14 protein-coding genes are annotated in these 13,339 nt (G+C 49.5%); 2 read left to right on the forward strand and 12 right to left on the reverse strand.

Annotation, left to right across the window (positions count from 1 at the left end; translation table 11 throughout):
- Nucleotides 1-2: 2 nt before the first annotated feature.
- From WMO65_RS05250 to WMO65_RS05295, 10 genes are all read right to left on the reverse strand, one after another.
- Nucleotides 3-803, reverse strand: a complete 801-nt coding sequence (locus WMO65_RS05250) for an energy-coupling factor transporter transmembrane component T family protein (RefSeq protein ID WP_103731917.1) — start codon at nucleotides 801-803, stop codon at nucleotides 3-5.
- Nucleotides 800-1,657: an energy-coupling factor transporter ATPase gene (locus WMO65_RS05255; protein WP_054352918.1), complete on the reverse strand. Its 858-nt coding sequence runs from the start codon at nucleotides 1,655-1,657 to the stop codon at nucleotides 800-802. Before WMO65_RS05255 ends, WMO65_RS05250 begins: the two co-directional genes overlap by 4 nt.
- Entirely contained in the window at nucleotides 1,648-2,493 is an 846-nt protein-coding gene (locus tag WMO65_RS05260) for an energy-coupling factor transporter ATPase (protein WP_033140959.1), read from the reverse strand. Before WMO65_RS05260 ends, WMO65_RS05255 begins: the two co-directional genes overlap by 10 nt.
- A gap of 67 nt (nucleotides 2,494-2,560) precedes the next feature.
- Nucleotides 2,561-3,745 (reverse strand): GNAT family N-acetyltransferase, encoded by a 1,185-nt coding sequence (locus WMO65_RS05265; RefSeq protein ID WP_148393734.1) that lies wholly within the window; start codon nucleotides 3,743-3,745, stop codon nucleotides 2,561-2,563.
- 118 nt (nucleotides 3,746-3,863) lie between these two features.
- Nucleotides 3,864-4,457 (reverse strand): ribosome biogenesis GTP-binding protein YihA/YsxC, encoded by a 594-nt coding sequence (gene yihA / locus WMO65_RS05270; RefSeq protein ID WP_148393733.1) that lies wholly within the window; start codon nucleotides 4,455-4,457, stop codon nucleotides 3,864-3,866.
- Nucleotides 4,458-4,479: 22 nt separating this feature from the next.
- Nucleotides 4,480-6,795 carry an endopeptidase La gene (gene lon / locus WMO65_RS05275; protein ID WP_033140956.1) on the reverse strand — a complete coding sequence of 772 codons (2,316 nt, stop codon included), beginning with the start codon at nucleotides 6,793-6,795 and terminating at the stop codon, nucleotides 4,480-4,482.
- A 29-nt stretch (nucleotides 6,796-6,824) separates the two neighbouring features.
- Nucleotides 6,825-8,120, reverse strand: a complete 1,296-nt coding sequence (clpX, locus tag WMO65_RS05280) for an ATP-dependent Clp protease ATP-binding subunit ClpX (RefSeq protein WP_148393732.1) — start codon at nucleotides 8,118-8,120, stop codon at nucleotides 6,825-6,827.
- Nucleotides 8,121-8,200: 80 nt separating this feature from the next.
- Entirely contained in the window at nucleotides 8,201-8,782 is a 582-nt protein-coding gene (gene clpP, locus WMO65_RS05285; RefSeq protein WP_033140954.1) for an ATP-dependent Clp endopeptidase proteolytic subunit ClpP, read from the reverse strand.
- Between the two features lie 51 nt (nucleotides 8,783-8,833).
- Nucleotides 8,834-10,144 carry a trigger factor gene (gene tig, locus WMO65_RS05290; RefSeq protein ID WP_148393731.1) on the reverse strand — a complete coding sequence of 437 codons (1,311 nt, stop codon included), beginning with the start codon at nucleotides 10,142-10,144 and terminating at the stop codon, nucleotides 8,834-8,836.
- Nucleotides 10,145-10,284: 140 nt separating this feature from the next.
- Nucleotides 10,285-10,830, reverse strand: a complete 546-nt coding sequence (locus WMO65_RS05295) for a DJ-1 family glyoxalase III (protein ID WP_148393730.1) — start codon at nucleotides 10,828-10,830, stop codon at nucleotides 10,285-10,287.
- Between the two features lie 156 nt (nucleotides 10,831-10,986).
- Here WMO65_RS05295 and WMO65_RS05300 point away from each other — a divergent pair, with 156 nt between their 5' ends.
- A complete protein-coding gene (locus WMO65_RS05300) occupies nucleotides 10,987-11,445 on the forward strand; it encodes a CYTH domain-containing protein (RefSeq protein WP_148393958.1) in 459 nt (152 codons plus the stop codon).
- Nucleotides 11,446-11,467: 22 nt separating this feature from the next.
- Here WMO65_RS05300 and WMO65_RS05305 read toward each other — a convergent pair whose 3' ends face one another.
- Together WMO65_RS05305 and proC are read right to left on the reverse strand one after the other, a co-directional pair.
- Nucleotides 11,468-11,677, reverse strand: a complete 210-nt coding sequence (locus WMO65_RS05305; RefSeq protein WP_033140950.1) for a hypothetical protein — start codon at nucleotides 11,675-11,677, stop codon at nucleotides 11,468-11,470.
- 126 nt (nucleotides 11,678-11,803) lie between these two features.
- A complete protein-coding gene (proC, locus tag WMO65_RS05310) occupies nucleotides 11,804-12,598 on the reverse strand; it encodes a pyrroline-5-carboxylate reductase (RefSeq protein WP_148393957.1) in 795 nt (264 codons plus the stop codon).
- Nucleotides 12,599-12,767: 169 nt separating this feature from the next.
- Between proC and WMO65_RS05315 the strand changes: the two genes are divergently transcribed.
- Nucleotides 12,768-13,253, forward strand: coding sequence for a DUF6512 family protein (locus tag WMO65_RS05315; RefSeq protein ID WP_033140948.1), 486 nt, complete (start codon nucleotides 12,768-12,770; stop codon nucleotides 13,251-13,253).
- Nucleotides 13,254-13,339 lie beyond the last annotated feature (86 nt).

Consider the following 13,339-nt stretch of genomic DNA (forward strand, 5'->3'; position numbering starts at 1 on the left):
TCCTAGATCAGCACGCGGATCGCGATGTCCGCGGCCAGGTACAAAAAGATGCACAGGTAAGCTGAGGTGTCCCTGCTGTGGTATTTGAGAGGCTTCATAGATGTCCTGTTCTCACCGCCGTGATAACAGCGTGCCTCCATGGCCATAGCAAGATCATCTGCCCTTCTGAACGCGGAGATGAAAAGGGGAACCAGAAGCGGCAGCAGGTTCTTAGCCTTCTGGATCAGATTCCCGTTCTCAAAATCAGCGCCTCTGGCGATCTGTGCCTTCATGATCTTATCTGTCTCCTCCATAAGGATGGGAATGAATCTGAGGGCAATGGACATCATCATGGCGATATCATGTACCGGCACCCTGATCTTATTCAGCGGCCTCATAAGTCTCTCCAGACCGTCTGTGAGCTGGTTCGGCGTAGTGGTCAGTGTCATGACTGAGGAACCGATAACCAGATAGATCAGCCGGATACCGATCTTCACAGCCTGCAGGATACCCTCCTGTGTGATCTTGAAGATCCAGAACTGCCACAGCACCTTGCCCGGTATTAAAAACAGATTGAAGGCAACAGTGATCAGCAGAATAAAGAACAGCGGTTTCAGCCCTTTCAGCATAAACTTAACGGGGACCTTTGACATGATGATGACTGCTGCCAGAAAAACCGTTGCCAGCAGATATCCCCAGAAGGAATTTGCCACAAAAAGTGACACCAGAAACATGATGGTTCCCACAAACTTCACGCGGGGGTCCAGCCTGTGGAGAATGGAATCCGCAGGGTAATATTGTCCGATGGTTATATCTCTTATCATTTGTCCAATCTCTCCAGTGCCTGTAATATACTTGCCTTTGCCTCCTCCACCGTGGTGGCTGAGGTATCCACATGCAGCCCGCGTTCCCCCAAAGCGTGCATGATGTAAGTGATCTGAGGCGCCGCAAGCCCCATGGCCTCCAGCTCCTTATAGTGGGAAAAGACTTCTCTCGGCACACCGTCAAATGCCTTTTCCCCTTTATTCATTACGATCATGCGCTCCACGTATTTGGCAATGTCCTCCATACTGTGGGATACCAGGATCACAGTGATTCCCCGCAGACTGTGCAGGGATGCGATCTGGTCCAGTATCTCATCCCGCCCCTGGGGGTCCAGGCCTGCCGTGGGTTCATCCAGGATCAGCACCTCCGGCTCCATGGCCAGCACACCCGCAATGGCTGCCCGCCGCTTCTGCCCTCCCGACAGCTCAAAGGGGGAGCTTTTATAAAACTTTTCGGAAAGCCCTGCCTGGGTCAGCGCCCTGACAGCTCTCTCCTCGGCTTCCTCTTTGGAAAGACCCAGATTCTTCGGCCCGAAGCAGACATCCTCAAGAACCTCCGCCTCAAAGAGCTGATGCTCCGGATACTGGAACACCAGTCCCACTTTGCTTCTCAGTTTCTGCCTGTCATATTTTTCCGCCCATATATCCTGGCCGTTGTAGAGGACTTTGCCTGATGTGGGTTTCATAAGGCCGTTGAAATGCTGTATCAGTGTGGATTTTCCGCTTCCCGTGTGTCCTATGATGCCCATGAACTGGCCGTCCGGAATCTCCATATCCACATCCTTTAAGGCGTGCATCTCATAGACTGTTCCCGGACTGTATGTGTATGTGATATGCTCTAATTTTATTGACATAATGCGTTCACCAATTCCTCTGTCGTCAGAATTCCCGCAGGTATCTTCACCCCTGCCTGCTTCAGCTCATAGGCCAGAAGTGTGACCTGGGGCACATCCAGGCGGTAGGATTTCAGCTCCTCCACCCTGGAAAAGACCTCTCTGGGTGTTCCCTGCATCACTACTTTTCCCTGGTCCATGACGAACACCTTGTCCGCGTTCACCACTTCCTCCATATAATGCGTGATCAGAACCACTGTGATGCCTTCCTTTTCATTGAGCTCCTTTACTGCCCGGAGCACTTCTTTTCTGCCGTTTGGGTCCAGCATGGCTGTGGGTTCGTCCAGAATAATGCATTTGGGATGCATGGCCATGACACCTGCTATGGCAACCCTCTGCTTCTGTCCGCCTGACAGCTTATTTGGTGAATGGTGGCGGTAGGCAGTCATACCCACTGCCTCCAGACTTTCATTCACTCTCTGCCAGATATCATCCGTGGGGATTCCCATATTCTCAGGGCCGAAGCCCACGTCCTCCTCCACCACGGTACCGATGATCTGATTGTCGGGATTTTGGAAGACCATTCCTGCCTTCTGGCGGATCTTCCAGATATCCTCCTCCTCCGTGGTGTTCATGCCGTCCAGCCACAGCGCACCCTCCGTAGGAAACAAAAGGGCATTGATATGCTTCGCCAGCGTGGATTTTCCGGAGCCGTTGTGTCCCAGGACAGCAATAAACTGTCCTGCCTCGATATCCAGCTCCACATTGTCAAGGGCTCTGTACGTGCCCTCCACATGGCCGCTTTCATCGTATTTATAATAGTCATGCACCAGTTTAATGGCTTTTACAATTCCCATTTTATATCCTTTCCATTGTACCTGATTGTAACTATCCAGTCAACTGAATCGTTACTCCTGCCCGCAGCTAGTCACTGCAGGTATATCTGTAAACCTCCATATCCTCGCAGTCATCCTCCAGACGGTAATCAATCTTGGAAAAGCCCAGCTTGCGCGCCAGCTTTTTGGAAGCCAGATTGGCACTGCGTATTCTGCAGTACAGATACACAGCCCCTCTTTTCTTTGCCTCCTCCAGGATGCCGCGGCAGGCTTCATAGGCAAAACCTTTTCTTCTGTGTTTTTCATCGATCAGATATCCCAGCTCTACCACAGAGCTGTTGTGGTTCCAGATCTTCGGCTCTACACCGGCGCGGCCCACGATGGTGCCGCTCTCCTTCTCCTCCAGAACCCAGTATCCCATATCACACATTTCGTACATGTACTTGCGGTATGAAGGAAATGCCTCCAGTTCCTCCTCCAGGCTTTTTTCCACGCCCTCCGCAGTGTCGGGTGTGCCCTGGCTTGTGATCTCCATCATTTTGGGGATATCCCGCTCAGACATTTCCCGGATGCGCAGTCTTTCTGTCTCACAGACCACTGCGGGAAGATGTCTGCCATGACAGTACACTTTCTCCAAAAAAGCTGTGTCAATCTCTTCATATCCCTCTATGACCATATCTGCAGAACTGAGATCCTGTTTTCCGGAATCAGGATTGAAGTAGGCAATACAGACGATGCCCGCTGCCTTTGCAGCCCTGCATCCGTTGGCGGAATCCTCCAGTATGAGACACTCCTCCGGATCCAGCCCCATCTGCTTTGCCGTCTCCAGAAATACATCCGGCGCCGGTTTTGGGTTCTTCACCTGCTCCCCGCTCACCAGAATGTCAAAATAGCTGTCGATTCCCAGGGTTGTCACCACCTGCCGGATGTAGGAAAGGGGAGAGGAGGACGCGATCGCCAGGCAGTATCCACCGTCTTTTAAGCGTTTCAGAAGCTGGGGTACCCCCTCGATCATGGGGAATCCTTCCTCTTTTATGACCTGTTCCTTTATCTGTTTCATGGTCTTTACCAGTTCCTCGTCATCCCTGGAAATCTCGTAGTTGTCGTGCAGTATATCCATTAAAAAACCATTGGTGGAACCGATACATGGTTTGTAAATTTCGTAATCCAGTTCAATCCCCCGCGCTGCAAGCGTCTGTTTCCAGACTCTGTAGTGGACCGGCTCACTGTTTATAAGCACGCCGTCCATATCGAAAATAATTCCTTTTAACATACTATCTCCCTTTTAACGGAACTTTACCCTGTATTCAGAATCTCTGCGGCAAAGCGCTGTAACGAAAAACAGGGAGTGCCGCTGTCAAAGCGACACTCCCTCGTATCTCTACACGGTTCTACGCCGGCTCAAACAGCAAACTTTCCGCCAGCTCCCAGATCTCCTCCCTGCCCTGTTTTGTCTCGGCAGAAAAAGGGATCACGGCAGTACCCGGACGCAGCACAAGCCCTTCTTTCAGGGCTTTCACATGCTTGGGCACCTGGCTTCTCTTTAATTTGTCCACTTTTGTTGCTATGATAATCGGCTCATATCCGTTGTGCACAATCCAGTCATACATGGTTTTATCATTTGCAGATGGGTCATGGCGGATATCAATGAGAAGAAACACTGCTCGTAACTCTTTGGTATTCTGCAGATATCTCTCGATCAGCTTTCCCCATTGTTCCTTTACTGCCTGGGCCACCTTTGCATATCCGTAACCCGGCAGGTCCACCAGGTACAGCGCATCGTTCACATTATAAAAATTTATAGTCTGTGTCTTTCCGGGGGATGCGCTGGTCCTTGCCAGGGATTTCCTGTTCATAAGCGCATTGATCAGGGATGATTTCCCCACGTTGGATTTCCCCGCAAATGCGATGTGCGGCAGCTCCGTTTTTGGAAGCGTGCTGGTGACACCGCAGACAATATCCAGTGATACATTCTTAATTACCATCTTTCATCCTCCGAATATGGTTTCAGACAAAAGCCTGCGCCAGCACCTCTTCCATTGTGCTGACGAATAGGATTAAAAGGCCGTCTGTGATCTCTTGTTCCATTTCTTCAATATCCGGTCTGTTCTCCGCCGGGACCAGTACGGTCTCAATGCCTGCGCTCTTGGCTGCCAGAAGTTTTTCCTTCAGGCCGCCGATGGGCAGGACCCTGCCCCGGAGGGTAATCTCACCGGTCATGGCAAGATTGGCCTTCACCGGAGTTCCCGTCACCGCGGAGAGCATGGCTGTAGCCATGGTAATTCCCGCAGAGGGGCCGTCCTTCGGAACAGCACCTTCAGGAATGTGGATATGTAAATCGTGTTCCTGGAAAAATTCAGGTTTTATATTATACTTATCAGCAATGGAACGGATGTAGCTTACACCGGTCTGGGCCGACTCTTTCATCACATCTCCGAGCTGCCCTGTCAGCATGAACTCGCCTTTTCCGGGCATGAGGTTTACCTCGATCTGCAGGGTATCACCTCCCACACTGGTCCAGGCCAGCCCGCGAACGATTCCGATCTCATCAAAGCTGTTCTTTTTCTGGTAGGTGTATTTCGCCCTGCCTAAGAACTCCTCCAGATTCTCCGGATTCACCGTCACGGATTCCTGCTTATCCTCCAGGATCTTTCGCGCCGTCTTCCGGCAGATCTCACCGATCTTCCGCTCCAGCTCCCTGACTCCGGCTTCCTTTGTGTAGCCGGTGATCATTTCCCGCAGAGCCTCATCATCCAGGATGAGCTGTCCCTCTTTCAGTCCATGGATCTTCATCTGCTTGGGAACCAGATGTTCCCTGCCGATGTGCCATTTTTCATTTTCCGTATAGCTGCTCACCTCAATGATCTCCATACGGTCCAGAAGGGGCCTTGGTATAGTCTGCAGGTCGTTGGCCGTGGCAATGAACAGTACCTCAGACAGATCCAGAGGAATCTCCACATAGTGGTCCCTGAACTTGTTGTTCTGCTCAGAATCCAGCACTTCCAGAAGTGCGGAGGAGGTGTCACCTTTATAGTCACTGCTCACTTTGTCAATCTCATCCAAAAGCATCAGGGGATTCTTGACACCTGCCTGTATCAGTCCATTGGCAATTCTGCCCGGCATGGCGCCGATATAAGTTCTTCTGTGGCCGCGGATCTCCGCTTCATCCCGGACACCGCCCAGGCAGATGCGGACATACTCCTTGTGAAGCGCCCGTGCCACGGATTTGGCAATGGATGTCTTTCCTGTTCCGGGAGGGCCGACCAGACAGAGAATGGGGCTCTCGCCTTTTTTAGTGAGTGTGCGCACCGCCAGAAATTCCATGATGCGCTCTTTCACCTTGTGCAGGCCGTAGTGATCTGTTTCCAGAACCTTGTTGGCCTCCTTCAGGTTTTTATTGTCCCTGGTCAGCTTGTCCCAGGGCAGGGAGAGAAGCGTCTCGATATAACTGCGCATTACACTGGACTCTGCCTGGCTGCCGGCAGTGTTTTTAAAACGCTCCACCTCTTTTAATATCTTCTCTTTTACTTCCCGGGAAGCCTTCAGTTTTTTTACATCCTCGCGGAACTGGTCCGCCTCGGAGCGGGTATCATCTTCCCCCAGCTCTTCCCGTATCAGTTTGAGCTGTTCCCTTAAGATGTATTCCCTCTGGTTTTTATCCACCCGTTCTTTTACTTTGCTCTGCAGCTCCGCGCTGATTTCCAGGACTTCTATCTCATTGGTGAGAATAATGCCCAGCTCCTCATAGCGCGCCTCCAGGGATACCGCTTCCAGAACACTCTGCCTGTCCTCATACTTCATGGGGAGATGGATGGATATCTGGTCAATGACTTTGCTCACATCGTCAAGCTCCAGGATCTGTCCTGCCAGTTCTTTGCTCATCTTGGGATTTACACTGCAGTATTTTACAAAAATCTCCTTAATCCCCCGGAGCATGGCTTCCTCCACGCTCTCATCCACCTGCCTCAGCTCCTCCTCATCGAATGTGGCTGCCTCGGCGTTCAGATAGTATTCACTTTCCGTAAAACGGATCAGCTCTGCCCGCTCCATTCCCTCTACCAGGACACGAACAATATTCTTCGGCAGCTTTACAAGCTGCTTGATCTCCGCAACGGTTCCTATTTTATATAGATCCTCCTGTCCCGGGTCCTCCACTGCAGGGTCTTTCTGAGTGATCAGAAGCACCCTCTGGTCCTGCATCATGGCCTTCTCAATGGCCTGGATGGATTTTTCCCTGCTCACGTCAAAGTGGACGATCATGTCAGGAAGGATCGTTGTACCTCTAAGGGCGATGGCTGGCAGATTATAGATTATGTCACTCATTCCCGCGCCTCCTTAATCGTTATGCATAATTATGCAGTTTCTGGTGTCCCCCTCTTGCGTCCGCCCTTGTTTCTCCTTGTGGGCGGCTGCATTTCCCCATGTTCAATTAAGGCCTGGCCCTTACCTTCTACCAAATCTTTTGTTATCTTGCAGGAGCGTATGGTCTCATCAGAGGGCGCTGTATACATAAGGTCCATCATGGTATTTTCCATAATGGCGCGCAGTCCCCTGGCTCCTGTCTTTCTGTCCATGGACTTCTTGGCAATGGCCACCAGGGCATCATCGTCAAAGTCCAGATCCACGCCGTCAAGCTCAAAAAGTCTCTTGTACTGTCTGATGAGAGAGTTTCTTGGCTCCTTCAGGATCTTCACCAGTGCCTCCTCATCCAGGGCATCCAGGGATACCACTACAGGAACACGGCCCACAAATTCGGGTATCATGCCGAATTTTACCAGGTCCTGAGGCATTACCTCTTTCAGGATCTCTCCCACATTTCTGTCTTTTTTATCTGTCACAACAGCATTGAAACCGATGGCTTTTGTATCTTTTCTGTTTTCAATGATCTTATTGAGTCCCTCAAACGCACCGCCGCAGATAAAGAGAATATTGGTGGTATCGATCTGCAGAAATTCCTGGTGCGGATGCTTTCTTCCTCCCTGAGGCGGAACGCTGGCAACTGTGCCCTCCAGGATCTTAAGAAGCGCCTGCTGGACACCCTCACCGGATACATCTCTTGTGATGGACGCATTCTCCGACTTTCTTGTTATCTTGTCGATCTCATCAATGTAGATAATGCCGTACTGCGCACGGTCAATATCATAATCAGCTGCCTGAATGATCTTCAGCAGAATATTCTCCACATCCTCGCCTACATATCCGGCCTCCGTGAGGGTTGTGGCGTCTGCAATGGCAAAAGGTACATTCAAAAGTCTGGCAAGTGTCTGTGCCAGCAGTGTCTTACCGGAACCGGTGGGTCCCAGCATAAGGATATTACTCTTCTGAAGTTCAATGTCGGAATCTTTTCCCGCCATAACGCGCTTATAGTGATTGTAAACGGCTACAGACAGCACCTTTTTCGCCTCATCCTGCCCGATCACATAATCATCCAAAAATGTCTTGATCTCCTGTGGTTTCATCAGATTGATCTCCCCGCCGCCATCTTCCGTGTACCCTGTACTGTCCTCATCTATGATCTCCGCACAGATTTCCACGCATTCATCACAGATATAAGTTCCGCTGGGTCCTGCAATCAGTTTCCGTACCTGTTCTTCTGTCTTTCCGCAGAAAGAGCAGCGGATTTTTGGCTCGTTTCCTTTTATCGCCATTCTTCTATTCCTTTCTTGATTTCCGTATTAATGCCGAAAGACCCCCGCAGCTAACACCGCAGGAGTCTTATCATTCGTTCTTACCTGTGCTCGATCACACTGTCAATCAGACCATAAGCCTTTGCCTCTTCTGCGGACATATAATAATCTCTTTCCGTATCTCTGGCAATGACTTCAAAAGGCTGACCTGTGTTGGCGGCCAGAGTCTCATTCAGTTTCTTCTTGGTCTTCAAAATCATGTCGGCAACAATCTGAATTTCCGTAGCCTGTCCCTTCGCGCCGCCGGACGGCTGGTGAATCATGATCTCCGCGTTTGGAAGCGCGAATCTCTTTCCTTTTGTACCGCCTGCCAGCAGGAATGCACCCATGCTCGCAGCCATACCAATGCAGATTGTGGACACATCACATTTAATGTAATGCATGGTATCATAGATAGCCCATCCTGCTGTCACAGAACCGCCCGGACTGTTGATATACAGATGAATGTCCTTTCCCGGGTCCTCTGATTCCAGGAACAGAAGCTGTGCCACAGTCAGACTTGCTGTTGTGTCATTCACTTCTTCTCCCAGAAATATGATTCTATCTTTTAACAGCCTGGAGTAGATGTCATAACTCCTCTCTCCTCTGCTGTTCTGTTCGATGACGTATGGTACTAAACTCATGAAACTCCTCCTATTCTGTCACGCGGGCGTAAGAAACGAACTTTCTGTTCGTTATTCCTCTGTCTTCTCCACTACCTCTGTCACTTTTGCAGCGTCAACTACTAAGGTAACAGCTTCCTGAACAGCGATGTCTTTCTTCATCTGCTCTTTCTCGTAGTCGCCCATTAATTCTTTTAATTTGTCGGCTTCCATCTTGTACATTTCAGCCATTTTTGCGATTTCTTCATCTACTTTTTCATCAGTAACCTGGATGTTCTCAACCTCTGCAACCTTCTCCAGTACCAGACGGCTCTGGATTCTCTTCAGGGCCTGTGGTCTCATCTGCTCCTGGATCTTGGCATTGTCAAGACCTGTGAACTGATAATACTGGTCAATGGATAAGCCCTGGGACTGCAGTCTTCTTACGAAGTCATCCACTAACTGGCGGATCTGGTTCTGGATCATTGCTTCCGGAATATCCATCTGTGCGTTTTCAATGATCGCGTCAACTACTTTATCTTCTTTTTCACGTTTTGCAACGTCTTCTTTGCGCTCTTTCAGCTTCTGCGCAATGTCTTTCTTGTATTCTTCCAGAGTATCAAACTCAGAGACATCTTTTGCAAATTCGTCATCCAGTTCAGGAAGTTCTTTCACTTTGATGGCTTTTACATTGCATTTGAATACTGCTGCTTTTCCGGCCAGGTCATTTGCGTGATAATCTTCCGGGAATGTCACATTGACATCTTTTTCCTCGCCGATCACAGCGCCTACCAGCTGCTCTTCAAATCCGGGGATGAAGGAGTTGGAACCAATGGTCAGAGGATAATCTGTGCCTTTTCCGCCTTCAAATGCCTCTCCGTCTACGAATCCCTCGAAGTCAAGCGTAATCATATCGCCGTTTTCCACTGCTCTGTCGTCCACGTCGATGGTTCTGGAGTTGTTCTCCTGCTCTTTCTTCAGCTCGCCTGCGATCTCTTCTTCTGTCACTTCCGCTTTTGTAACCTCAACCTCTACTCCTTTGTAATCACCCAGAGTCACTTCCGGTTTTACAGCTACTTCTGCTGTGAAGATAAACGGTTTGCCTTTTTCGATCTGTACCACATCGATCTCCGGCTGGGAAACGATCTCCAGACCGCACTCATCTGCTGCTTTAGGGTACTCAGACTGGATCAGGGCATTTGCTGCATCTTCATAGAAGATACCTGCTCCATACATTTTTTCAATCATTACACGCGGAGCTTTTCCTTTACGGAATCCCGGGATAGTGATTTTATTTTTGTTTTTCTGGTAAGCAGCCTGTACTGCTTTTTCAAAATCTTCAGCGGAAGCCTCAATAGTAAGCTTCGCCATGTTCTTCTCTAAGTTTTCTACCTGTACGCTCATTTTAAATGATTCCTCCTTGAATTCTATATGTATTCATGCATTTTGAGTATTCATGCATTCCTGCCCAAAACGGACACTTTATCATACTTACAGTCATTATCACAGTATAGCACAAGGAATTTAAAAATACCAGCATTTTTTTATGAAACAATGGATTTTTTGATCTGGCGGGCCTTCACTTCTCCCTCAAGCTGTGAAATCAGCTCCAGCGCAAAGGGGATAGCTGTTCCCAGGCCTCTGCTGGTGGTGATATTTCCGTCTTTTACCACCGAATCGGTAAAGACCAGCGCGCCTTCCAGCTTCTCCTCAAATCCCGGATAGCAGGCCGCCTTCTTCTCCCTTAAAATCCCGAGACCGCCCAGGACACTGGGTGCTGCGCAGATTGCCGCCACTTTCCGGTCTGATGCGGCAAATTCTTTCAGCAGATCCGCAAGCCCCTGATGCGCTCCCAGATGTTTGGTTCCCGGCATGCCTCCGGGCAGCACCAGCAGGTCCACTGTGCTGTAGTCCACATCCTCAAAAAAAACATCTGCTTTTATCTCAATTCCATGGGAACCGGTCACACTCAGATTGTCGGAGATGGATACCATGAGCACTTCCTCGCCGGCTCTCCTTAAAAGGTCCACCACAGTCAGACCTTCCACTTCCTCAAAACCATCTGCGGTAAATACACAAACTTTTGCCATATGAGTACCTCCCTATTATAAATTCAAAACACGTATAAAATCCTGCCTACCCGTTTATTATACCATAGGATTACATGTTAATTCTAAAACTTCCGTTTCTTTTTTATAAAAAATATGATATACCTGTTTATATAGAAAAAGGAGGTCCTTACAGAAATGGAAATCGAAAGAAAATTTCTTATTAAAGAGCTGCCCGCTGATTTGAAGAACTATCCCTGTCATGTGATCGAGCAGGCGTATCTGAACACCAACCCGGTTGTCCGCATACGCAGACAGGACGACACCTATATCCTCACCTATAAGGGAGAGGGCCATATGGTGCGGGAAGAGTATAACCTGCCGCTGAATGAGACGTCCTATTATCATCTGAAGGAAAAGGCGGACGGCATCGTTCTGTCCAAGATCAGATATCTGCTGCCCCTTGAGGGAGAACTCACCATTGAGCTGGATGTCTTTCAGGCGCCTTATGAGGGTCTTTTTCTGGCAGAGGTGGAATTCCCGGACGTGGAGTCAGCCAATTCCTTCACACCACCGGACTGGTTTGGGGAAGATGTCACATACTCATCACAATACCATAACAGCACCCTCTCAACAGGAACGGACAGGCCGCAGTGATGCCGGCCTGTCCGCTTTTGATTCACTCCTCACCGAGGCTCTTCATGATTCTGTGCCAGGTATCTTCCCGGCGTTTCTCAATCTCTTCCTCCAGTGCCTCTTCCCCTTTTCTTGTTTTCTCCAGACTCTTAGTATATGCCCTGGGAATCTTGTAAAGCAGTTTTCCCAAAAAACGCAGAAACGCATTGCCACTGTCCAGCAGCCATACACTGATTTCAAAAATATGGTCCATAAGCAACCCCTTCTGTCTCGGCCAAGCAGCACACAGGTGCTTTTTGCCTTTTCTTATATTCTACCAGCAGTTCGCATTTATTGCAATGAGAAATATTGCTAATTCCCGTCAAGACATTGCCCGTTTCTACAGTTCTCTGGTCTTCTTTACACAGGCGCGGATGCAGTCCATCACAGCACTGCGCATGCCCTTTTGCTCCAGAATGCCCACCCCTTCAATAGTGGTACCTGCCGGTGAGCACACCATATCCTTGAGCTCGCCCGGATGCATCCCTGTCTCAAGGACCATTTTTGCACTGCCCAGAACTGCCTGTGCCGCAAATTCATAAGCTTTTTTCCTCGGCATGCCCTCAGCAACAGCGCCGTCAGCCATGGCCTCAATGAACATGAAAACAAAGGCCGGGGAACTTCCGCTGACAGCTCCCACCACATCCAGCATGGGTTCTGTCACTACCTCTGCCCTTCCGAAGGAGCGGAGCAGCACCAGGGCCTCCTCCAGCTCTTTTTCTTCCACCAGTGCATTCCTGCAGACACCTGTGATTCCTTCGCCTACCAGAGCCGGTGTATTTGGCATGGTGCGGATGATCTTCCTGTCCCCGCCTATGCGTTCCTCCAGCCAGCTCATGGTCTTGCCGGCAGCGATGGAGATGATCACCTGGTCACTGCCAAGCACATCTTTTATCTCCGCGATCACGCCCTCCAGAAACTGCGGCTTTACTGCCAGGAACACCATGTCGGAATGCTTCGCTGTCTCCCTGTTGTCCGTACTGCAGGCGATGCCCAGTTTTTCTTTTATCTTTGCAGCAGATTCCTCTGACTTTGTGGACGCTGTGATATCTTCCCTGTCTACGATCTTTTTTTCCAAAATGCCGCCGATAATAGCAGAAGCCATATTGCCGCATCCGATAAATCCAAGTTTCATCTGTAATCCTCCTCGTTTCGTAACAGCTCAGCCGGAACCATTACCTTGTATTTACTTTTCCTCCCCATTATCCTCCGTTGCCTCTATTTTTTCAAGTGTCATACATATATTTTTTCAATTCCCAGCATAATTTTAAACATAATGCATGTTAATCCCCGGAGGTCTCCCTATGCAGCAATCTTTTAAAGTCTTTACCGTGATCGGTATCCTGTTCACCATGATCCTTGGTTCCCTGTCCCACTTTTTTTACGGATGGTCCGGTGATTTTTTCCTGGTCGGACTGTTCAGCCCGGTAAACGAGAGTGTGTGGGAACATCTCAAACTGCTGTTCTTCCCTGCACTTCTCTTTATGCTTACAGAACGGCGCCTGCTCTCCTACCGCTGTCCTGACCTGTTCTGCAAAAACCTGGCAGGTCTGTATGCCGGGCTGGCCGCCATGCCCGCGCTCTTTTACGGGTATACGCTGTTCACAAAAAAGAATTACCTGTGGGCTGATATCACGGTATTTATTCTCAGCGTCCTGACCACCTATCTGCTGGCCTATGCCCTCAGAAAAACGAAGCTATCGGATTCCCTGTGCCGCATCCTTTATGCTGTCCTCTATCTTTTACTGGCTGTCTTTACGGCTGTCTCCGTCTTCTTTATGATAAAATAAAAGGTACGGCACAGAGAACTTTCCCGTACCGTAAAAACTCCCCTGTACTTTTTCCCTGTCTTGTATTATGATATTGTTATTCTGAC

This window comes from Blautia caccae (assembly GCF_040095955.1).
GTDB lineage: Bacteria > Bacillota > Clostridia > Lachnospirales > Lachnospiraceae > Blautia > Blautia celeris.

Excerpts from the sequence above, each read along its gene's own strand:
- WMO65_RS05250 (WP_103731917.1), bottom strand. The coding sequence starts at position 803 with ATGATAAGAGATATAACCATCGGACAATATTACCCTGCGGATTCCATT.
- WMO65_RS05255 (WP_054352918.1), bottom strand. The coding sequence starts at position 1,657 with ATGTCAATAAAATTAGAGCATATCACATACACATACAGTCCGGGAACA.
- WMO65_RS05260 (WP_033140959.1), bottom strand. The coding sequence starts at position 2,493 with ATGGGAATTGTAAAAGCCATTAAACTGGTGCATGACTATTATAAATAC.
- WMO65_RS05265 (WP_148393734.1), bottom strand. The coding sequence starts at position 3,745 with ATGTTAAAAGGAATTATTTTCGATATGGACGGCGTGCTTATAAACAGT.
- yihA (WP_148393733.1), bottom strand. The coding sequence starts at position 4,457 with ATGGTAATTAAGAATGTATCACTGGATATTGTCTGCGGTGTCACCAGC.
- lon (WP_033140956.1), bottom strand. The coding sequence starts at position 6,795 with ATGAGTGACATAATCTATAATCTGCCAGCCATCGCCCTTAGAGGTACA.
- clpX (WP_148393732.1), bottom strand. The coding sequence starts at position 8,120 with ATGGCGATAAAAGGAAACGAGCCAAAAATCCGCTGCTCTTTCTGCGGA.
- clpP (WP_033140954.1), bottom strand. The coding sequence starts at position 8,782 with ATGAGTTTAGTACCATACGTCATCGAACAGAACAGCAGAGGAGAGAGG.
- tig (WP_148393731.1), bottom strand. The coding sequence starts at position 10,144 with ATGAGCGTACAGGTAGAAAACTTAGAGAAGAACATGGCGAAGCTTACT.
- WMO65_RS05295 (WP_148393730.1), bottom strand. The coding sequence starts at position 10,830 with ATGGCAAAAGTTTGTGTATTTACCGCAGATGGTTTTGAGGAAGTGGAA.
- WMO65_RS05300 (WP_148393958.1), top strand. The coding sequence starts at position 10,987 with ATGGAAATCGAAAGAAAATTTCTTATTAAAGAGCTGCCCGCTGATTTG.
- WMO65_RS05305 (WP_033140950.1), bottom strand. The coding sequence starts at position 11,677 with ATGGACCATATTTTTGAAATCAGTGTATGGCTGCTGGACAGTGGCAAT.
- proC (WP_148393957.1), bottom strand. The coding sequence starts at position 12,598 with ATGAAACTTGGATTTATCGGATGCGGCAATATGGCTTCTGCTATTATC.
- WMO65_RS05315 (WP_033140948.1), top strand. The coding sequence starts at position 12,768 with ATGCAGCAATCTTTTAAAGTCTTTACCGTGATCGGTATCCTGTTCACC.